This window comes from Streptomyces sp. NPDC002156, from assembly GCF_053593675.1.
On sequence record NZ_JBSFDA010000005.1, the window covers coordinates 50,350 to 68,498 of the forward strand.

Below are 18,149 nucleotides of genomic sequence, written 5' to 3' on the forward strand. Positions count from 1 at the left end.
ATGGAGACAGCGAGGCTGCGGCTCCGCCGGTTCACCCCGGCGGACGCGCCGGCCCTGGCGGCGTACCGCTCGGACCCGGAGGTGAGCCGGTACCAGTCGTGGGAGTCGCCGGTGCCGTCGGCGGAGGCCGAGCGGCTGGCGGCCACGCTCTCGGCAGGGGATCCGCGTGGTCCGGGGTGGTTCCAGTACGCCGTCGAGCGGCTGGACGTACCGGGGCTGATCGGCGATGTCGGGGTGTGCCGGAGCGACGACGGGCGCCAGGCGGAGCTGGGCTTCACGTTCGCGCCGGAGTTCCAGGGGCGCGGGTACGCGAGCGAGGCGGTCGCGCGGACGGTGGAGTTCCTGCTGGTGGAGGAGGGGCTGCACCGGGTCTCGGCCGCCTGCGACGGACGCAACGTCCGCTCGGCGAGGCTGCTGGACCGCGTGGGTTTCCGCCGTGAGGGCCACCTCGTGCGGAGCACCTGGATCAAGGGGGAGTGGACCGACGACGTCCTCTTCGGCCTCCTCGCCTCGGAGTACCCGGCGCGGGCGCAGAGGGACGGACCCGGACCTCCATGACCGCCATGACTACCCCGCACGTACTGATCCTCGGCGGCACCACCGAAGCCCGCCGCCTCGCCGAACTGCTCCACCCCACCCCTGACCTGACCCTGACCAGCTCCCTCGCCGGACGGGTGGCCGGCCCCCGGCTGCCCCCCGGCGAGGTCCGGATCGGCGGCTTCGGCGGAGCGGAGGGGCTGGCCGCGTGGCTGCGCGAGCACCGGGTGGACGTGCTCGTCGACGCCACGCACCCCTTCGCCGCCAGGATCAGTCTCCACGCGGCGCGTGCCGCGGCCACGGCCCAGGTTCCGCTGGTCGCGCTACGACGCCCCAGCTGGACCCCGGTCGCGGGGGACGACTGGCACGACGTCGGCTCCCTGGCGGAGGCCGCGACTCTGCTGCCCGCCCTCGGCCGACGGGTGTTCCTCACCACCGGGCGCCTGGGGCTGGCCGCCTTCGCCGCGCTCGACGACCTGTGGTTCCTCGTACGTTCCGTGGATGCACCGGAGCCCCCGCACCCGGCCCGGATGGAGGTGCTGCTCGACCGGGGCCCGTTCACGCTCGACGGCGAGCGCGAGCTGCTGCGCGGCCACCGCATCGACGTCGTGGTGACCAAGGACAGCGGGGGAGCGGCCACCGCACCGAAACTGACGGCGGCGCGGGAGGCGGGGCTGCCCGTGGTCATGGTCCGCCGGCCACCCGTACCGGAGGGCGTCCCGGTCGCGGCCGACCCGGAGCAGGCGGCGGGCTGGATCGGCGAACTGCTGAGACCTGCCTGACGGAAACCTTGCACGGGCTTTGCCGCCCTCTTCTTCTACTTGCAACCTCTATGCAGAAACCTGTGGTGTGCGGCTGAGGTGGCCGTCCCGTCGACAGGTAAGGCCCGTCCCCCATGACCACCGCTCCCCGGCAGCGCATCCGCACCTCGATGACCCGCAAGGAGTGGACGAGCCTCGGCGGGATGGCCGCGTTCATCCTGGCGCTGCACGTCATCGGCTGGTTCACGCTGGTGGTGATCGTCGCCCCGGAGCACTACAGCCTGGGCACGAAGACCTTCGGCATCGGCATCGGCGTCACGGCCTACACGCTCGGCATGCGGCACGCCTTCGACGCCGACCACATCGCCGCGATCGACAACACCACCCGGAAGCTGATGAGCGAGGGCCAACGCCCGCTGTCGGTCGGCTTCTGGTTCTCGCTCGGCCACTCCAGCATCGTGTTCGCGCTCGCGTTCCTGCTCTCCCTCGGCGTCAAGGCCCTGGCGGGCCCGGTCGCGGACGACAACTCGGACCTCCACAACGTCACCGGCTGGATCGGTACGACGGTCTCCGGGACCTTCCTCTACCTCATCGCGATCATCAACATCGTGATCATGGCGGGCATTTGGAAGGTCTTCCGCCAGATGCGCACCGGCCACTTCGACGAGGAGGCCCTGGAGGAGCAGCTCAACAACCGCGGTTTCATGAACCGCCTCCTGGGCCGCCTCATGAAGTCGATCACCAAGCCGTGGCAGATGTACCCGCTGGGCATGCTCTTCGGCCTCGGCTTCGACACGGCGACCGAGATCGCGCTGCTCGTCCTCGCGGGTTCGGGCGCGGCCTCGGGCCTGCCCTGGTACGCGATCCTGTGCCTGCCGGTCCTCTTCGCGGCCGGCATGTCGCTGCTCGACACGATCGACGGCTCGTTCATGAACTTCGCGTACGGCTGGGCCTTCTCCAAGCCGGTCCGCAAGGTCTACTACAACCTCACGATCACCGGCCTGTCGGTCGCCGTCGCGCTCATCATCGGCACGGTGGAACTGCTCGGCCTGATCGCCGAACAGGCGGACCTGCACGGCCCGTTCTGGGACTGGGTCTCCGGCCTGGACCTCAACACCATCGGTTACGTCATCGTCGGGCTGTTCTTCGCGACGTGGGCGCTGGCCCTGCTGGTGTGGAAGGTCGGCCGGATCGAGGAGAAGTGGACGGCGGGCCTGGCGACGCAGCCGACCCCGGCGACCGAGAGAAGCTGACCGCTCACTCCTCTCCTACTCCTCCTCACTCGCGATCGCGTTGATCGCGGCGGCGGCGATGGCACTGCCGCCACGACGACCGCGTACGACGATGTGCTCCAGCCCCGACGGATGCGCGACCAAGGCCTCCTTGGACTCGGCGGCACCGACGAACCCGACCGGAACGCCGATGACGGCGGCGGGCCGTGGCGCACCCTCCTCGATCATCTCCAGCAGCCGGAAGAGCGCGGTCGGAGCGTTGCCGACAGCGACAACCGACCCCTCCAGCCGGTCCCGCCACAGCTCCAGGGCGGCGGCACTGCGCGTGGTCCCGAGCTTCGCGGCCAGCTCGGGGACGGCAGGGTCGGTGAGGGTGCACAGCACGTCGTTCCCGGCGGGCAGCCGCTTGCGGGTCACGCCGCTGGCGACCATCCGTACGTCGGTGAAGATCGGTGCGCCGCCGCGCAGCGCCTCACGGGCGCGGGCCACGACACCGGGCGTGTACGACAGGTCCCGTACGAGGTCGACCATCCCGCAGGCGTGGATCATCCGGACGACGACCTGACTGACGTCGGCCGGCAGACCCGCGAGGTCGGCCTCGGCGCGGATGGTGGCGAAGGACTGACGGTAGATGGCCGTGCCGTCCTTCTCGTAGTCGTACGTGGTCACGGCGCTCTTCTCACTGCTCGCGGTCGTCATGCCTCTGGTGTGACATTTTGCCCCTGCCGATCACAGGGCGGGATCACGCCTCCCGCTTCGCGCCGTCGATCTCGGCGATCAGGGCCTCGATGCGGTCCCTGATCTCGTCGCGGATGGGACGCACGGCCTCGACGCCCTGGCCTGCCGGGTCGGCCAGGTCCCAGTCGAGGTACTTCTTGCCGGGGAAGATCGGGCAGGCGTCGCCGCAGCCCATGGTGATGACGTAGTCCGACGCCTGGACGGCCTCGGTGGTGAGGATCTTCGGCGTGGCGCCGGCGATGTCGACACCGACCTCCCGCATGGCCTCGACGGCGGCCGGATTGACCTGGTCGCCGGGGAGGGAACCGGCGGAACGGACCTCGATCCGGTCGCCCGCGAGGTGGTCGAGGAAACCGGCGGCCATCTGCGAGCGCCCGGCGTTGTGGACGCAGACGAACAGCACGGAGGCGAGGGGGCTGGGGGGCATGGTTTCTTCCTTCATATGGGCGTATTCGGAGTGATGTGAAAGTATCAGTCCATGCTGAAGTCAGTCGACACTGATCTGATGCGGGTTCTCGCGGACCCGCTCCGCCTCCGGATCGTCACCCTGCTCGCGAAGGAGACGCTCTGCAGCACTCACCTGATCGAGGAGACGGGTGCCAGACAGACCAACCTCTCCAACCACCTGAAGGTGCTGCGCGAGGCCGGGGTGGTGGAGACGGAACCGTGCGGCCGGTTCCTCTACTACCGCCTCAAGCCCGACGTCATCGCCTCCCTCGCGGGCCAGTTCGCCGACCTGGCGGAGACCGCGCGGGCCACCGCCGAGAACAACATCAAGAGGTCCTGTCCTTGAAGACGGCAACGACAGCCCCGACGGCGGCGCCCGCAGTGGCCCCGCTGATATCCAGGACCGCAGCCGAACTGCTCGGCACCGCACTCCTCGTCGCGATCGTGATCGGCTCGGGCATCCAGGCCACCGAGCTGACGACGGACGTCGGGGTGCAACTGTTGGCGAACTCGATCGCCACGGTCTTCGGCCTCGGCATCCTGATCCTGCTGCTCGGCCCGGTCTCGGGCGCGCACTTCAACCCGGTGGTCACCCTCGCCGAGTGGTGGACGGCCCGACGCGGCGGCGGTGTAGGCGTCACGGCTCGCGAGGTGGCGGTGTACGTCCCCGCGCAGATCGTCGGTGCGATCGCGGGCGCGATCCTCGCCGACGCGATGTTCGGCGAGCCGCTGGTGGAGTGGTCCACGCACGACCGCTCGGCCGGTCATCTGCTCCTGGGCGAGGTGGTGGCCACCGCCGGCCTGATCCTCCTGATCTTCGGCCTGGCCCGCACCGACCGCCTCCAGTACGCCCCCGTGGCCGTGGCCTCGTACATCGGCGCCGCCTACTGGTTCACGTCGTCCACGTCGTTCGCCAACCCGGCGGTGACGATCGGCCGGACTTTCAGCGACACGTTCGCGGGGATCGCGCCGGGGTCGGTGGCGGGGTTCATCGGTGCCCAACTGGTGGGCGGGGTGGTCGGGTTGGCGCTGGTGGCGCTGATCTTCGTACCGGACAGGTCGGCCGAAGGGCGGGCAGGGGGCGCGTGATGCGACGCGCCACGCCCTGCTTCGACGCACGCCTATATTGACGTCTATCGATTAAAGAGTGACACTGGCTCCGAGCCTTATATCGACGACTGTCGAAACATCGCCTTCGCCCTACTTGAGGAGCACCCCATGGACGAGGACCTGCCCGTCGTGGTCATCGGCGCCGGACCCGTCGGCCTGGCTGCCGCCGCCCGCCTGGTCGAGCGCGGCCTCGAACCCCTGGTCCTGGAGACGGGCCCCGTCGCGGGAGCCGCCGTGCGCGAGTGGTCGCACGTCCGCCTGTTCTCGACGTGGGGCGAGGTGGTGGACGCCGCTGCGGAGAAGCTGCTGGCGCCGACGGGCTGGATCCGCCCGGACTCCGCCACGTACCCGACGGGCGGCGACTGGGCGGAGCGCTACCTCCAGCCGCTCGCCGACGCCCTCGGCGGCAAGGTCCGCTACGGCGCCACAGTCACCGGAGTGGCCCGCGCCGGCCGCGACCGTGTCGTCGACGCGGGTCGCGAGGAGCAGCCCTTCACGGTGCACATCGCCTCCACGGACGGCCACGAGGACCGGATCACCGCCCGCGCGGTGATCGACGCCTCCGGCACCTGGTCCACCCCGGGTCCCGTCGGCGCGGACGGCCTGCCCGCCCTCGGCGAGAAGTCGGCCGCCGACCGCATCTCCTACCGTGTCCCGGACCTCGACGACCCGTCCGTACGCGCCCACTACGCGGGCAGGCGCACCGCGGTCGTCGGCTCCGGAGCCTCCGCCTTCACGGCCTTGGCGCTCCTGGCCGACCTGGCGGAGCGGGAGCCCGACACGCACACGGTGTGGGTCCTGCGGCGCGGCATCGGCGCGGACACGTACGGCGGCGGCGAGGCGGACCAGCTCCCGGCCCGAGGCGCTCTGGGCCTGCGCGCGAAGGCGGCGGTCGAGGCCGGCCACGCGAGCGCGGTCACGGGATTCCGTACACAGGCTGTGGAGAGGGAGGGCGACCGCCTCACCCTCGTCGCCGAGGACGGCCGCCGCCTGCCCCCGGTCGACGAGGTCATCGCCCTGACCGGCTTCCGCCCGGACCTGACCTACCTCTCCGAACTCCGCCTGGCCCTCGACGACCGCCTCCAGGCCCCAACGGCCCTGGCTCCGCTCATCGACCCGAACGTCCACTCGTGCGGCACGGTCTACCCCCACGGCGTTCGGGAACTCTCCCACCCCGAACAGGACATCTACCTGACCGGCATGAAGTCGTACGGCCGAGCCCCGACGTTCCTCGCGATGACCGGCTACGAGCAGGTCCGCTCGATCGCGGCAGCACTCGCGGGCGACCACGAGTCCGCCGAACGCGTGGAACTGACCCTCCCGGAGACTGGGGTGTGCGGCGGCGCGGGCTTGTTCGACGAGCCGGAGAACACCGAGGCGTCGGGCGGCGGATGCTGTGCCGCTCCCAGCACCCTCCAGATCGGCATCGGCAGCCCGGCTGCCACGTCCGGCGGCTGCTGAGTCCACCGAACCCCTCACCCGTACAAGGACGTTCGTCATGTCCGGCTCCGGTTGCCCGCGCACGTTCTCGCCCCGCCCCGAGGGCGGCGCCGGGAGTGCCGGGGCCGTCAGTCGCGTTTGTTCCCGGGCCGGTCCGGCTGCGGAGCGGGGATGGCCGAGGTGTCGAAGCCGCCCGAGATGATCTGCGTGGCGAGGTCCGACAGGCGCAGATGACGGGCACGGGCGTACGACCGGAACGTCTCGAAGGCGTCGTCGACGGAGGTGTCCCAGCGCTCGGCCAGGACTCCCTTGACCTGCTCCACCAGGACACGGCTGATCAGCGCGGCCTCCAACTGGCCGTTCTCCACGTGCGACTGCTCCAGCGTGCGCTGCTGGAGGATCGCGATGGTGGACACGTCGGCGAGTGCCTGGGCGAGCGCGATGTCGTCGTCGCCGAGGTGGTGCGGTGCGGTCTGGAAGAGGTTGAGGGCGCCGACGACCCGGCTGCGCAGGCGCAGTGGGATGGCGTGGGTGATCGAGTATCCCGTCTCGCGGGCCCGTGGGGCGAAGTTCGGCCAGCTGGCGGTGGTCTGCGGCCGGGTCAGGTCGATGTTCGTCCGGGCGGTACCGGTGCGGTAGCACTCGACGCACGGGCCCTGGTCGTGCTGGAGCGCGAAGAGTTCCAGCAGCCGGGTGTGCTCGTCGGAGGCGGCGATGATCTGCAGTTCACCGTGCGCGTCCGCGAGCAGGATCCCGGCCGCCGACACGTCGAGCAGCTCGACGCAGCGTGCGGACAACCGGTGCAGCAGGTCGATGACGTCGAAGTCCTCGACGAGGGAGTCCGCGACCTCCACGAAGATCTCGGCCAGACGTCGTTCACGGGCCATGCCGATCATCCCTTTCCACCGTCGGGCGAATGCGGCCCGCTCACATCGTCGTCGAATCGGAGCCTGCGGGCGACCACGTCCGCCGCGATCTCACCGAGTGGACGCTCACTGCCGTACGCGTGGGCACGCAGGCGCAGGAGAGCCTCCTCCATGGCCACACCCAGTTGGACGCTGATCATTCCCGTGGCCTGGTGCACGACCGCGCGGCGCAGCCCCGACGGCGGTTCCAGGGACATGTCGAACCCGCGCACGTCCCCGCCCCCGCCGCGCGGGCCGCCGTTCAGGAAAGCTCCGGTCAGCGCGGCCGTGAGGGCGGTGGCGTCCGTGTACTGCTGCGCACTCAGCCGCCGGTCGCCGTCGCACAGCACGGTCAGTACACCGACCCGGATGGCTCCGATGCCCAGCGGGAAGCAGCACACACCGTGTACGCCCAGATCGTGCGCGGCCGGCAGCAGCGCGGGCCATCGTTCGGGGCGCACCCGGTGCAGGTCCGGCTCCACGACGGGCGAACCCGTGCGGACCGAGTCCGGACCCGGCCCCTCACCCAGCGTGAACTGAAGCTCCTCGAACCGCGCGCTCAGCTCGGGGTGGCACCAGACCGGCTCCGCCGTCGGGGCCGGGCCGACCAGCAGGGACAGTACGACGCCCTCGGCGCCCAGTGCCTGCGCGCACGCCCGAGCCGGGTCGGCCACCTCGCCCAGACGCAGCGACCGCAGGACCTCGGCCATGCCGTCGCTGATCACCGGTCTCCGTCCCGCGCCGGCCGTGGCACCTCAGAGTGGGGCGCCGCTCGGCCTCCGCCGTACATTACGCGGGCCGGTCCGCCGCCACGCGGTCCGCGGGTACGTCCTGCCAGGCGTCCTGGGGACTGGCGTACCGCGGGAACCGCTCCAGCAGACCGGCGGCCCGGAACACGAGACTCGCGCACGGCCGGTTGTGCACGACCCGCACCCATCCGAGCCGGTCGCGGCAGTCATCCCACGCCGCGCACAGTGGGTTCAGAACGCTGCCGTCCATGAACGTGACAGCACGCAGGTCGACGATGATGAACCGCCGCCCACCGCCGCGCCGGGCGTCTTCCAGATCACGCACGAGGGCAGGCACGGTCGTCAGGTCCAACTCGCCGCCGGCCGTGACCGTACGCAACTTGACGAGCAGGTCGGAATGCGGGCCCATACGCCCCATCTCCTCTGTCACCGGGTCTGTCACCGGGATGACTCTCGCCTTGCGCAGGGCCTCTGTTGCGCGGAACAGGACGGTACGGAGAGGGCCGGGGGCACGGGCGGCCGTATGCCGAGAGTACTGCCGTGGGGGGATCAGCCGGCCGGCCTTTCGCCGGTCATCCACGAGGGCGGTCGAAACTGTCGTCCCCGGTCGGTTCCTGACCGGATCGAGGGTGAAGGTGCGAGAGAAGTGGTACTTCCCGTGTCAACGCACCGTCGGAATGGGCGAGTTCGAGGTGCTGGGCAGTGGGCGGCACCGGGGTGGCCGACGCTGCCGGTTCGGCCGGGGGCGACGGCAGGATGCGGTCCTCCCACCAGGAGAGGGCCATCACGACGGCGAGCAGGACGAGGGGTGTCGAGGCGGGAACGATCAGCGCGTACATGTGTATCGCCTGGTGTGGGATGCGTGCGACGCGGCGGGCAGCAGAATCGGTACCCGCTTGAGGCGCGTCGGGGCTTCGCCGGGATCGCGTGACGAGGGGCGGGCGGGGGAGAGGCCTCGCTCGTGACGCGGCGGGTTCCGGCACCGATGCGCGGGGGTGCGCCCTCTGGGGGCGCGTGGGCGGTGCGACGCAGCCGGGGGCCGGGGCGGCATGCCACACGCTAGTCCTCGCGGCAGTTCCCCGACAGGTGTCAAGCAGCCATCCACGCCGGGCAGGACGCGCTGACGTCGCACGGTATCCCCGGCCTCCGGGCAGGACTACGCTGGAGGCGAGGCCCCGGACCCCGGTATCGACGCTGTGTCCAGCTCCCGGAGAGGCCCGCCGTGTTCGCCCTGCTCGTCATCGTCCTCATCGTGATCCTCTTCGGCTCCGGCTCCCTCCATCCCCTCTGGTGGGTGGCCGCGGCGGTGCTGGTCTACGGCGTCACCCGCCACGGCCGTGATCGTGGCGGCGGCGGTTCCGGTCGCGGGGACTACCGGGAATACCAGGAGAGCCGGAGCCGTCGGGAACGCTGGGACCGCCGCTACAGCCGCCAGAACCGGGCGCGTTGGCGGCGCGAGGACCGCCAGGACCACAAGCGCCACCGGTGACGGACCGTCAGGTCAGGCACCCAGACCGGCGAGGGATTCGGTGTCGTCGACGAAGGCACGGGCCACGTCGGCCAGACGCCGGTTGTGGGAGCGGGCGTAACCGCGCAGCGCGCTGAACGCCTGTTCCATGTCGATGCCCTGGCGTTCTGCGAGCTTTCCCTTGGCCTGTTCGATCAGCACCCGGCTGTTCAACGCCGTCTGCAGCTGTTCGTTGAGCATCGTGCTGCGATGGGCGGTGCGTTGTTGCAGCAGACTGATGGTGGCGACGTCGGCCAGGGCCTGGGCGACGAGTGTGGCGGGCGGGTCGAAGGGGCCGGGGGCGGCGCGGAAGAGGTTCAGGGCGCCCACGGTCTCGTCCCGCAGGCGCATGGGCAGGGCCTGGACAGCCCCGAATCCACTGCGGTGGGCCGCCGTGACGAAGCGCGGCCAGCGGTCGAGCTCCCGGGTCAGGTCGTGGACGATCACCGGTGCGCCCGTGCGGAAGCACTCGAGGCAGGGGCCTTCGTCGTTCTGCAGCTGGAACAGCTCCAGCAGGCGCACCTGTTCGTCGGAGGCGGCCATGACGCGGAGTTTGCCGTCCCGGTCGGCGAGCAGCACCCCGGCGGCGCTCGCGTCGAGCATGCCGACGCAGCGGTCGGTCAGCAGACGCAGGAAGTCGATGAGGTCGAAGTCGGCGACCAGGTTGTCGGCCAGCTCGACGAAGGTCTTGGCCAGGAGCTGTTGATCCATCGTGGGCACCCTCGATTGAGACTGGTCCCGGCCCGAACGGGCGGGGACGACGGTACGGTCGGCGGCCGGCAGCCATGCGTCAGGTCTCCTCGTCGGCATGGTCCGGCTCGGCGCCCGGTGAGAAACGAAGCCGACGGGACACCACGTCCGCGGCCACCGGTGCGAGCCGGCGTCCCTGCGCATAGGCGTGGGCACGCAGCCGGACGAAGGCTTCTTCGATGCCGACGCCGAGCTGGACGGTCAGGATGCCGGCGGCCTGGTCGATCTCCGCCCGGTACGCGCCCAGGTCTTCGGCGGGGTCACCGCGTGGCCTGCCAGTCTCGTCGATCCGCGCGTCGAGCAGCATCAGCGTCGCGAGATCGGCGAACGCCAACGCGTCCGCCAGTTCCTCCGCGTTCAACCGGACCGGAACGCGGGCGTACAGGTCCAGTACTCCGGGGCTGATCGCCCCCATCTGCAGCGGGAGCGCGAACACCGAGCGTGCCCCGGCCTCCAGGGCCGCCTCGGCGAACACCATCCAGCGGTCCTGCAGTTCACGGGCGAGCAGATCGGGTGTCAGGACTGCCGAGCCCTGCAGGAAGGCGTCCACACAGGGCCCCTGGCCCAGCGTGAGCTGGAGCTCCTCCAGTTGTTCGCTGATGTTGTCGGTGCTGCACAGCGGGTGGCTCGGCGCGGTTCGGGACATCGCCGACAGCCCGGCTCCGCCGACCGGCAGCGCGGCCACGGCCGCGGTGCACACGTCCACCACACCGACCCGGGCACCGCGTCGCGCCGCCTGCTCGGCCACCAGCACCTGGATGCGGGCCGACCGGCTGTCAGACTCCACCCGGGCCACCACTTCCAGGCATCGTGACAAGGCCCGCCGGCCTCGCCGCGGTCCGTTCCCCGCCGGGAAGCACCAGTGCGCGGAACGTGGTGGGACCGGCCCGTCTGTGAAGCTCTCCGATGTCCTGCCACCCCCAGGAGCGGATCGCGGCCGGAGTGGGGCCGTCGGCCCGGTCCACCAGCGTGGCGCCGAGTGACGCCCGGTGGTCGGTCAACAGCCGCTCCTGCACCCGACGGGCGAGGCTCCGGTCCTGCGGGTGCGGCCGGATCATGATGGCACCGAACGCGAAGACCCCGCCGGACACCATGAGTTGACCGATGCCGTGCGGCAGTGTTCCGGCGAGGCCGAACCACCAGGAGCCGTCGCCGCGTACCGGGAATCCGAAAGCGCATCCCATCAGGCCGTCCGTCTCGCCGATCACCATGGCGAACCCCGGGCGACGCATGTCCGTGGTGAGACGGTTCAGGAAGCTCTGGCGGCTGGGACGGAGGTATGCGTCGCCCGGCTCCGTCGCGCGGGACTCCGCATACAGGTCGGCGAGATCCTCACGCACTCCCTCGACCTGCCGACGGTTCAGCCGACGTAACCGCACCGGAGCCACGGCGGACGGCCGGCCGCCCGCCGGCTTGCGTGACTGTGTCTGCCGGGCGTCGGCCGTCATCGCCCGTCGCCCGAGAGCACAGGCACCAGCTGGACAGAGAAGGGCGGCGGGACCGGAGCGGGTGTGGCAGGCGTATCCCCGGGAGAAGCGGGAAGGTGGGAGAACGGAGGATCGAGGAGCAGGAACCCGCAGCCGGTGAGGTCGAGCATCCGCGCCGGCATCGGCTGCGGATGACGCAGTCGCAGGGTCCCGCCGACCGCGGTGGTCCGCTGTGCGGCGTGGAGGAACGCGTTGAGCCCGCTGCAGTCGCAGAAGGTGACATGGGTGAGGTCGACGTCGATGGCGCGGACACCGTCTCGCAGGCACTGTTCCAGGGACACCCGCACCAACGGCGCGGATTCGAGGTCGATCTCACCGGCCAGGGTGATCAGCGTCCGTGTCCTTCGGTCATCGCGGTGGACTGTGAGCTGTGGCAGGGGCATGGCGCCTCGGTTCGGAAGACCATCCGGAAGCGGATGCGGTGGTGCCGGAGTCCCGGCTCCCTGGGCGCGCTCCCGGAGTGGGAGTGTTTTCGACGGAGGCAGAGCAACGGCCGGTCCGACAGCCTGCGCAGCAGGACAGAGGATCCACCCGGTTCCCTCCAGGGAAGCGTCGGGTGACAGACGAAGAGTCCGTACCCCGCAGCCATCTGTGTTCAGGACAGCAGCCCGTCGGGGTCTCGGACGTCTATACGGCAGTGTAGTCCGCGCCACCGCCCGATGGACGGTTCGAAGCCGCCGGATCCGGACCCGCCCGCCGACCGGAGAGGGACGGCCGGCCGCGGTCGCCGGAGACCGTCGGCCAGGAGGATTGGCATCTGCACCCGGACGCGCCCCGAGCCGTCGAGCGGTGGAACGGCCACACATGGGAGCCGTACGGGTTCACCGCGAACCTCGCTGCGGCAAAGGCCCTCCTCTACCCGGAGGCCGCCGAGCCCCCGCCCTCGCAGCCAGGGCCGGAGCACAACAAGGGCGGGACCCGAAAGCCCCGCCCGCCACCAGTGAAACCCCTCGGCAGGGCCAGTTGTGCCCTCGCCTACGGCGTCGGCGCGGGCTGTTCGCCCGAGCCTCGGACGATCAGGCGGGTGGGGACGGTGATGGTGCGGGCGCGGGTGCGGTCGCCGTCGAGTCGGGTCAGGGCGGTGGTCGCCGCTGTCCTGCCGAGTTCTTCCGCGTCCTGGGCGACGACCGTCAGGGCCGGTTCGAGCGCCTCGGCGAGGGACACGTCGTCGAAGGCGACGACGGCGACGTCCTTGCGCTTGCTGCGGGCGAGTTCGGCGACGATCCCCAGCGCCATCATGTTGTTGCCGGCGAACAGAGCTGTGGGGGGATCGGCCAGGCCGAGGAGTTGGGCGGTCGCGGCCTCGGCGCCCTGCTGGTCGTGGGCGTTGGTGACGAGCGAGCGGTCGTAGGGGATGTCGGCTTCCTGGAGGGCCGAGCGGTAGCCGGCCAGACGTTCGCGGCGCGTGTACAGCTTCGGGGGCAGGTCGCCGACGAAGCCGATGCGCCGGTGTCCGTGGGCGACGAGGTGGGCGACGCCGTCGTGGGCTCCGGCGCGGTTGGAGCTGACGATGCTGTCCGTGGCGAGGCCGACTCCGGGGCGGTCGAGGAAGATCACCGGCAGTCCCGCCGTACGCTGGGACTTGAGGTGGGAGTGGTCGGCGCCGACGGACGGTACGACGATCAGGATGCTGACCCGGCGGGCGAGGAACTTGTCCGTCAGGGCGCGTTCGCGTACGGGGTCGTCCGCGGAGGAGCCCATCAGCAGGGTCAGGTTCCGGTCGCGGACCGTGTCCTCGATGCTCCGGGCCACGGCCCCGAAGAAGGGGTTCCCGAGGTCCGGGATGACCAGTCCGACCGTGGTGTCGGGTCCGCCGACGCGGATGTTGCGGGCCATCAGGTTCGGCTGGAAGCCGAGCTTGGCGACTGCGGCCAGTACCTGTTCCCTGGTCCGAGCGGAAGCGGGTCCGTCCTCGTTGAGGACTCGGGAGACCGTCTTGGCGCTGACACCGACTTCTCGGGCGACATCGGTCAGGGTGGGGCGGCGGTTCGCTGCCATGGAGAAACCGTCCTGTGGGCTCTCGGTTCCGGCCGCGGCCTCGGCCGGAAACTACGAGAGCTGGTCGTGCTGTCAGGTGGCCTGGACTCCCGCGGCCTTCGCCGCCTCGGAATCCGCTACGACAGTATCTCCGGCCGCGTCGACGGTGAGGGCGCCGGTCATGATGGCGACGACCTCGGCCATGGAGTAGTCGGAGGGCTTGATCACGGCGGCGCGCCGGCCGAGGCGGTGGACGTGGATCCGGTCGGCGATCTCGAAGACGTGCGGCATGTTGTGGCTGATCAGGACGACCGGCATGCCCTTGTCGCGGACCCGGCGGATCAGGTCCAGGACCTGGCCGGACTCCTTGACGCCGAGGGCGGCGGTGGGTTCGTCCATGACGACGACGGAGCTGGCCCAGGCGACGGAACGGGCGACCGCGACGGCCTGCCGCTGTCCGCCGGAGAGTGTCTCCACCGACTGCGTCAGTGAGCGCAGACCGATCTTCAGGTCGGCCATGTGCTCGGCGGCCTCCTGGCGCATGCGCTTCTTGTCGAGCATGCGGAAGACACTGCCGAGAACGCCGGGGCGGCGGAGTTCGCGCCCGAGGAACACGTTCGAGGCGATGTCCATGGACGCGGCCACGGCGAGGTCCTGATAGACCGTCTCGATGCCGTGGGCGCGAGCGCTTTGCGGCCCGGAGAACTGGATCGGCTTGCCGTTGAGACGTATCTCGCCCGCGTCGGGGGTCACCGCTCCGGTGAGGGCCTTGATCAGGCTGGTCTTGCCGGCGCCGTTGTCGCCGATGACGGCGAGGACCTCACCGGGCAGCAGGTCGAAGTCGGCGCCGTCGATGGCGGTGACCTGCCCGTACCGCTTGACCAGACCGCGGGCCTGAAGGACAGGGGTGGGGGTTCCGGTGGCGGTCATCGGGCCTTCTTCCGGGAGAGCTGGTCGACGGTCACCGCGAGGATCACCAGGACCCCGGTGATCAGGGTCTGGTAGATGGACGCGACGCCCATCAGCTGGAGCCCGTTGCGGAACACACCGACGATGAGGACGCCGATGAAGGTGCCCAGGACCGACCCGCGTCCACCGAAGAGGCTCGTGCCGCCGAGGACCACTGCGGTGATGCTGTCGAGGTTGTCGGTCTGCCCCGCCTGCGGATCGCCCACTCCGGTACGGGAGATGAGCAGCAGGGCGGCGATGCCGTACAGCAGGCCGGCCACGGTGTAGATGCCGATGGTGAGGCGGGAGGTACGGATGCCGTTCAGCCGGGCGGCCTCGGCGCTGTTGCCCAGCGCGTACACGTGCCGGCCCCAGCCGGTGCTGCTCAGCGCGTAGGCGAGGAGCAGGAACAGGGCGATGGTGACGAGGGAGCCGTAGGTGATGTCGGTGTGGCCGAGGGGGAAGGTCTCGCCGAGGGCGGTCAGCGGGCCGGGCAGGTTACTGACCGTCTGCTCCTCGGAGTAGATGTGGGTCAGCGCGAACGCCACGTTCAGCATGCCGAGGGTGACGATGAACGGCGGCAGCGGGATCTTCTGCACCAACAGCCCGTTGACCAGCCCGAACCCACCACAGACGCCGATCCCGAGCGCGATGGCGACCAGCGGCGGCAGCGACCCCTCGGCGGCCATCTTGGCGATCACGATGCTGCCGAACGCCATCACCGCCCCGCACGACAGGTCGATGCCGGCGGTCAGGATGATCAGGGTCTGCCCGATGGCGAGGGTGCCCACGACCATGACCTGCTGCACGATCAGCGAGAAGTTCCCGCCGGTCAGGAACTGATCGGTCGAGAACGAGAAGAAGGCACAGGCCAGGAGGAGGGCGGCCAGGGGTCCGGTGGTCGGCGCCGTGAGCAGCCGCCGGGCCGTCGTCGGCGCTTTGAGCTCCGAGTACGGCGAGGGGGTGCCCGGGGGTGTGGTCGTGGCTGTCATGCGAAGTCCTTGTCGGAAGACAGATGGCCGGGTCGGCGGACGGGAGACGGGGGCGGGGGACGGTGGCCGGGGGGTCTGGCGATGTCGGGTGGCGCGACAGCGCCCCCGACAGGGGCGCGGGGCTGTGTCGATATGCGGCTCCGCCGCGCGGGCGCGACCAGCCCCCACCGGGCCCGCAGCAAACACCGCGCCCACCCAGCGGAGCGCCCCGCTCACCCCCAGCAGTTCTCCAGCCCGTACGCGGTGTCCTTCGACGCAACCCCGTCCTGCGCCTTGTCGCTGATCAACGTGACCCCGGTGTCCGTGTAACCGGACGCCTTCGTGCCGTCCTTCGCGTACGCCACGACCGCCTTGACACCCTCCGCGGCCATCTTCAGCGGATACTGCTGCGAAGTCGCGGCGATCTTGCCGTCCTTGACGGCCTGCGTGCCGGTGCAGCCGCCGTCGACGGAGACGATCAGTACGTCCTTCTCCCGGCCCTTGGCCTTCAGCGCGGTGTACGCGCCCAGCGCGGCCGGCTCGTTGATGGTGTAGACGACGTTGATGTCCGGCTCCTTCTGGAGACAGTTCTCCATCGCCGTCTGGCCCTTGGCCTGGTCGCCGCCCGTGTCCTGGGCGCACACGACGTCCTTGTCGGTGGCGCCGAAGCCCTTCAGGAAACCGTCGTGGCGCTGGACGCCGACGGAGACGCCCGGCGCGAGGTCGAGCGCGGCTATCTTCGCCGTCTTGCCCGCCATCGCGGCCTTGGCGTACTCGCCGATCAGCTCGCCGGCCTTGAGGTTGTCGGTGGCGAAGAGGGCGTCGACCGCGCTCTCCGGCTCGGTCGGGGTGTCCAGGGCGATGACCAGGACGCCCTTGGCGCGGGCCTTCTCGATCGCGGGCACGATCGCCTTGGAGTCGCTCGGGGTGATCAGGATGCCCTTGACCCCGGCGGCGACCATGTTCTCGATGGCGGTGACCTGCCCGGCGTTGTCCCCGTCGAACTTGCCCGCCGCGGTGGACAGTTGGACGCCGTTCTCCTTGGCGGCCTTCTCCGCGCCCTCCTTCATCTTCACGAAGAACGGGTTGGTGTCGGTCTTGGTGATCAGACCGACCTTGACCTCGCCCGAGCCGGAACTCGACGAGCTCGATCCGGAGCCGGACCCGCAGGCCGTCAGGGTGAGGGCCGCGACGCCCGAGACGGCGGCGACTCTGAGGAGGGAGGAGGACAGGCGAGTGGTACGAGACATCATCGGCTCCTGTGGGATAGCGAGCGGCACGGAAGTGGGATCAGAGCACACCGCCCCGGAGTGTCATCGTTGACTTATGTCATCGTTGACACTGCCTGGCGAGGATGATGGACTCCGTCTCCCGGAAACGTCAATGCCCCGCGCTTGTCACGAATCGGCAAACATCCGATGCCGCCGCCCACCCCGGCTGTCCGGCACCCGCCCTCCCCATGACCGGTGAGCCCGTACGTCGTCAGAGAAGAGCAGCCCATGAGCCCGAGCCGGATCACCGTCCTGGGAGAGTGCGTCGCGGACGCCTTCGCCGAACCCGCGAGCACCTCGAACGAACTCGCCCTCCGCGTACTGCCGGGCGGCGGACCTGCGAATACGGCGGTGTCCCTGGCCCGTCTCGGCACCCCGGCCCGCTTCCTCGCGCGGCTGTCGGACGACGTGTTCGGCCGTCTGTTCCGCGCCCATCTGGAGGCGTCGGAGGTGGACCTGTCGGACGCCGTCCAGGCCGCGGAGCCCAGCACACTGGCCGTGGCGGAGCTGGACTCCGAGGGCCAGGCCGCGTTCTCCTTCCACGCCCAGAACACGGCCGACTGGCAGTGGACACCCGAGGAACTGGCCCGCGTCGACCTGTCCGGAACGGCCTGTCTGCACACCGGATCCCTGGCCCTGGTCCGGCAGCCCGGCGCGACGGTGGTCGAGGACTTCCTGGCGGCGGCCGCTCCTCGTACGACCATCAGCATCGATCCCAACGTCCGGCCGCTGCTGGTCCACCCCGACGTCTACCGGGCCCGGCTCGCGCACTGGTGCACCCTCGCCGACGTGCTGCGGCTCAGCGAGGACGACCTGGAACTCCTGCTGCCAGGCACCCCGCCCGAGCAGGCGTGCGACATCTGGCACGCGGCCGGGGCGCGGCTCGTCGTGATCACGCGCGGCGCCGACGGCGCCCTGGCCTCGCTCGACGGCGAACGGGTCCAGGTGCCCGCCGTCGCGGTGAGCGTCGCCGACACGGTCGGCGCGGGTGACTCCTTCACCGCCGGACTGCTGCACCACCTCGGCACTCACGGGCTCCTGGGCGGCCGGCTGACGGAACTCCGCCTGGACGACGTCGAGGAAGCCTGCCGCTTCGGCACCCGGGTCGCGGCCCTGACCTGCTCGGTCGCCGGCCCCAACCCGCCGTGGCACCACCAACTGGGGCAGCTCGCCGCGGCCGACCGCGCCTGACGGGCTAGCGTGCCGCTCAACAGGCCGTCGTGGCCGAACCGTTGACGCACCGGCCGGATTGCCTCCATCATCGGGCCACTCGATGTCATCGATGACTCAAGTCAACGATGACACTCCTCGCCGGAGCC

The 18,149-nt window shown here is 70.6% G+C and carries 22 protein-coding genes and 1 pseudogene; 9 read left to right on the forward strand and 14 right to left on the reverse strand.

From position 1 onward, the window contains the following. From ACWCRB_RS04100 to ACWCRB_RS04110, 3 genes are all read left to right on the forward strand, one after another. Positions 1 to 558 carry a GNAT family N-acetyltransferase gene (locus ACWCRB_RS04100; RefSeq protein ID WP_450994516.1) on the forward strand — a complete coding sequence of 186 codons (558 nt, stop codon included), beginning with the start codon at positions 1 to 3 and terminating at the stop codon, positions 556 to 558. Next, positions 555 to 1,319, forward strand: coding sequence for a cobalt-precorrin-6A reductase (locus tag ACWCRB_RS04105; RefSeq protein ID WP_450994517.1), 765 nt, complete (start codon positions 555 to 557; stop codon positions 1,317 to 1,319). Before ACWCRB_RS04100 ends, ACWCRB_RS04105 begins: the two co-directional genes overlap by 4 nt. Before the next feature lie 113 nt (positions 1,320 to 1,432). Next, complete coding sequence (locus ACWCRB_RS04110) at positions 1,433 to 2,551, forward strand: HoxN/HupN/NixA family nickel/cobalt transporter (RefSeq protein ID WP_450994518.1); 1,119 nt, start codon at positions 1,433 to 1,435, stop codon at positions 2,549 to 2,551. Positions 2,552 to 2,566: 15 nt separating this feature from the next. On the opposite strand, the gene ACWCRB_RS04115 is transcribed toward ACWCRB_RS04110, so the two are convergent. Both ACWCRB_RS04115 and ACWCRB_RS04120 read right to left on the reverse strand, forming a co-directional pair. Beyond that, positions 2,567 to 3,229, reverse strand: coding sequence for a precorrin-8X methylmutase (locus ACWCRB_RS04115; protein WP_450994519.1), 663 nt, complete (start codon positions 3,227 to 3,229; stop codon positions 2,567 to 2,569). 43 nt (positions 3,230 to 3,272) lie between these two features. Continuing rightward, positions 3,273 to 3,695: an arsenate reductase ArsC gene (locus ACWCRB_RS04120; protein WP_450994520.1), complete on the reverse strand. Its 423-nt coding sequence runs from the start codon at positions 3,693 to 3,695 to the stop codon at positions 3,273 to 3,275. 51 nt (positions 3,696 to 3,746) lie between these two features. Between ACWCRB_RS04120 and ACWCRB_RS04125 the strand changes: the two genes are divergently transcribed. The 3 genes from ACWCRB_RS04125 (at position 3,747) to ACWCRB_RS04135 (ending at position 6,286) form a co-directional block, all read left to right on the forward strand. Then, entirely contained in the window at positions 3,747 to 4,061 is a 315-nt protein-coding gene (locus ACWCRB_RS04125) for an ArsR/SmtB family transcription factor (RefSeq protein ID WP_235475772.1), read from the forward strand. Then, the gene (locus tag ACWCRB_RS04130) at positions 4,058 to 4,804 is read left to right on the forward strand and encodes an aquaporin (protein ID WP_450994521.1); all 747 of its coding nucleotides are present in this window, start codon (positions 4,058 to 4,060) and stop codon (positions 4,802 to 4,804) included. The genes ACWCRB_RS04125 and ACWCRB_RS04130 overlap by 4 nt, the downstream gene beginning before the upstream one ends. Before the next feature lie 129 nt (positions 4,805 to 4,933). Continuing rightward, on the forward strand, positions 4,934 to 6,286 hold the full coding sequence (locus ACWCRB_RS04135; protein ID WP_450994522.1) for an NAD(P)-binding domain-containing protein: 1,353 nt from the start codon (positions 4,934 to 4,936) through the stop codon (positions 6,284 to 6,286). Between the two features lie 107 nt (positions 6,287 to 6,393). On the opposite strand, the gene ACWCRB_RS04140 is transcribed toward ACWCRB_RS04135, so the two are convergent. The 4 genes from ACWCRB_RS04140 to ACWCRB_RS04155 all read right to left on the reverse strand — a co-directional run bounded on the left by ACWCRB_RS04140 (position 6,394) and on the right by ACWCRB_RS04155 (position 8,758). Continuing rightward, a complete protein-coding gene (locus tag ACWCRB_RS04140; protein WP_450994523.1) occupies positions 6,394 to 7,161 on the reverse strand; it encodes an ANTAR domain-containing protein in 768 nt (255 codons plus the stop codon). Further along, on the reverse strand, positions 7,158 to 7,895 hold the full coding sequence (locus ACWCRB_RS04145) for an ANTAR domain-containing protein (protein WP_450994524.1): 738 nt from the start codon (positions 7,893 to 7,895) through the stop codon (positions 7,158 to 7,160). The genes ACWCRB_RS04140 and ACWCRB_RS04145 overlap by 4 nt, the downstream gene beginning before the upstream one ends. Before the next feature lie 64 nt (positions 7,896 to 7,959). After that, entirely contained in the window at positions 7,960 to 8,328 is a 369-nt protein-coding gene (locus ACWCRB_RS04150) for an STAS domain-containing protein (RefSeq protein ID WP_450994525.1), read from the reverse strand. 163 nt (positions 8,329 to 8,491) lie between these two features. Further along, entirely contained in the window at positions 8,492 to 8,758 is a 267-nt protein-coding gene (locus ACWCRB_RS04155) for a hypothetical protein (protein ID WP_450994526.1), read from the reverse strand. 383 nt (positions 8,759 to 9,141) lie between these two features. On the opposite strand from ACWCRB_RS04155, the gene ACWCRB_RS04160 reads away from it, so the two are divergent. After that, positions 9,142 to 9,408 carry a hypothetical protein gene (locus ACWCRB_RS04160; protein ID WP_450994527.1) on the forward strand — a complete coding sequence of 89 codons (267 nt, stop codon included), beginning with the start codon at positions 9,142 to 9,144 and terminating at the stop codon, positions 9,406 to 9,408. Between the two features lie 12 nt (positions 9,409 to 9,420). Here the strand turns inward: ACWCRB_RS04160 and ACWCRB_RS04165 are convergent, their stop codons facing one another. The 4 genes from ACWCRB_RS04165 to ACWCRB_RS04180 form a co-directional block, all read right to left on the reverse strand. Further along, the gene (locus ACWCRB_RS04165; RefSeq protein ID WP_450994528.1) at positions 9,421 to 10,137 is read right to left on the reverse strand and encodes a GAF and ANTAR domain-containing protein; all 717 of its coding nucleotides are present in this window, start codon (positions 10,135 to 10,137) and stop codon (positions 9,421 to 9,423) included. 79 nt (positions 10,138 to 10,216) lie between these two features. After that, the gene (locus tag ACWCRB_RS04170) at positions 10,217 to 10,963 is read right to left on the reverse strand and encodes an ANTAR domain-containing protein (protein WP_450994529.1); all 747 of its coding nucleotides are present in this window, start codon (positions 10,961 to 10,963) and stop codon (positions 10,217 to 10,219) included. After that, positions 10,953 to 11,624, reverse strand: coding sequence for a hypothetical protein (locus ACWCRB_RS04175; protein ID WP_450994530.1), 672 nt, complete (start codon positions 11,622 to 11,624; stop codon positions 10,953 to 10,955). Before ACWCRB_RS04175 ends, ACWCRB_RS04170 begins: the two co-directional genes overlap by 11 nt. Beyond that, positions 11,621 to 12,046: an STAS domain-containing protein gene (locus ACWCRB_RS04180; protein WP_450994531.1), complete on the reverse strand. Its 426-nt coding sequence runs from the start codon at positions 12,044 to 12,046 to the stop codon at positions 11,621 to 11,623. Before ACWCRB_RS04180 ends, ACWCRB_RS04175 begins: the two co-directional genes overlap by 4 nt. Before the next feature lie 362 nt (positions 12,047 to 12,408). Between ACWCRB_RS04180 and ACWCRB_RS04185 the strand changes: the two are divergent. Next, positions 12,409 to 12,573 (forward strand): annotated as a pseudogene (locus ACWCRB_RS04185) (DUF6087 family protein); the annotation flags it as partial. Positions 12,574 to 12,638: 65 nt separating this feature from the next. Here ACWCRB_RS04185 and ACWCRB_RS04190 read toward each other — a convergent pair. The 4 genes from ACWCRB_RS04190 to ACWCRB_RS04205 form a co-directional block, all read right to left on the reverse strand. Further along, positions 12,639 to 13,661, reverse strand: coding sequence for a LacI family DNA-binding transcriptional regulator (locus ACWCRB_RS04190; protein WP_369036530.1), 1,023 nt, complete (start codon positions 13,659 to 13,661; stop codon positions 12,639 to 12,641). Between the two features lie 72 nt (positions 13,662 to 13,733). Then, complete coding sequence (locus tag ACWCRB_RS04195; RefSeq protein WP_450994532.1) at positions 13,734 to 14,570, reverse strand: ATP-binding cassette domain-containing protein; 837 nt, start codon at positions 14,568 to 14,570, stop codon at positions 13,734 to 13,736. After that, positions 14,567 to 15,580 carry an ABC transporter permease gene (locus ACWCRB_RS04200; RefSeq protein ID WP_450994533.1) on the reverse strand — a complete coding sequence of 338 codons (1,014 nt, stop codon included), beginning with the start codon at positions 15,578 to 15,580 and terminating at the stop codon, positions 14,567 to 14,569. The genes ACWCRB_RS04195 and ACWCRB_RS04200 overlap by 4 nt, the downstream gene beginning before the upstream one ends. A gap of 212 nt (positions 15,581 to 15,792) precedes the next feature. Beyond that, complete coding sequence (locus ACWCRB_RS04205) at positions 15,793 to 16,809, reverse strand: substrate-binding domain-containing protein (RefSeq protein WP_450994534.1); 1,017 nt, start codon at positions 16,807 to 16,809, stop codon at positions 15,793 to 15,795. 249 nt (positions 16,810 to 17,058) lie between these two features. Here ACWCRB_RS04205 and ACWCRB_RS04210 point away from each other — a divergent pair, with 249 nt between their 5' ends. Next, on the forward strand, positions 17,059 to 18,021 hold the full coding sequence (locus ACWCRB_RS04210; protein WP_450994535.1) for a carbohydrate kinase family protein: 963 nt from the start codon (positions 17,059 to 17,061) through the stop codon (positions 18,019 to 18,021). The last annotated feature ends 128 nt before the right edge of the window (positions 18,022 to 18,149 follow it).

Bases quoted from the DNA above. Each gene is read 5' to 3' on its own strand.
- ACWCRB_RS04100 (WP_450994516.1), top strand. From the start codon at position 1: ATGGAGACAGCGAGGCTGCGGCTCCGCCGGTTCACCCCGGCGGACGCG.
- ACWCRB_RS04105 (WP_450994517.1), top strand. From the start codon at position 555: ATGACCGCCATGACTACCCCGCACGTACTGATCCTCGGCGGCACCACC.
- ACWCRB_RS04110 (WP_450994518.1), top strand. From the start codon at position 1,433: ATGACCACCGCTCCCCGGCAGCGCATCCGCACCTCGATGACCCGCAAG.
- ACWCRB_RS04115 (WP_450994519.1), bottom strand. From the start codon at position 3,229: ATGACGACCGCGAGCAGTGAGAAGAGCGCCGTGACCACGTACGACTAC.
- ACWCRB_RS04120 (WP_450994520.1), bottom strand. From the start codon at position 3,695: ATGCCCCCCAGCCCCCTCGCCTCCGTGCTGTTCGTCTGCGTCCACAAC.
- ACWCRB_RS04125 (WP_235475772.1), top strand. From the start codon at position 3,747: ATGCTGAAGTCAGTCGACACTGATCTGATGCGGGTTCTCGCGGACCCG.
- ACWCRB_RS04135 (WP_450994522.1), top strand. From the start codon at position 4,934: ATGGACGAGGACCTGCCCGTCGTGGTCATCGGCGCCGGACCCGTCGGC.
- ACWCRB_RS04140 (WP_450994523.1), bottom strand. From the start codon at position 7,161: ATGATCGGCATGGCCCGTGAACGACGTCTGGCCGAGATCTTCGTGGAG.
- ACWCRB_RS04150 (WP_450994525.1), bottom strand. From the start codon at position 8,328: ATGGGCCCGCATTCCGACCTGCTCGTCAAGTTGCGTACGGTCACGGCC.
- ACWCRB_RS04155 (WP_450994526.1), bottom strand. From the start codon at position 8,758: ATGTACGCGCTGATCGTTCCCGCCTCGACACCCCTCGTCCTGCTCGCC.
- ACWCRB_RS04165 (WP_450994528.1), bottom strand. From the start codon at position 10,137: ATGGATCAACAGCTCCTGGCCAAGACCTTCGTCGAGCTGGCCGACAAC.
- ACWCRB_RS04175 (WP_450994530.1), bottom strand. From the start codon at position 11,624: ATGACGGCCGACGCCCGGCAGACACAGTCACGCAAGCCGGCGGGCGGC.
- ACWCRB_RS04180 (WP_450994531.1), bottom strand. From the start codon at position 12,046: ATGCCCCTGCCACAGCTCACAGTCCACCGCGATGACCGAAGGACACGG.
- ACWCRB_RS04190 (WP_369036530.1), bottom strand. From the start codon at position 13,661: ATGGCAGCGAACCGCCGCCCCACCCTGACCGATGTCGCCCGAGAAGTC.
- ACWCRB_RS04195 (WP_450994532.1), bottom strand. From the start codon at position 14,570: ATGACCGCCACCGGAACCCCCACCCCTGTCCTTCAGGCCCGCGGTCTG.
- ACWCRB_RS04200 (WP_450994533.1), bottom strand. From the start codon at position 15,580: ATGACAGCCACGACCACACCCCCGGGCACCCCCTCGCCGTACTCGGAG.
- ACWCRB_RS04205 (WP_450994534.1), bottom strand. From the start codon at position 16,809: ATGTCTCGTACCACTCGCCTGTCCTCCTCCCTCCTCAGAGTCGCCGCC.
- ACWCRB_RS04210 (WP_450994535.1), top strand. From the start codon at position 17,059: ATGAGCCCGAGCCGGATCACCGTCCTGGGAGAGTGCGTCGCGGACGCC.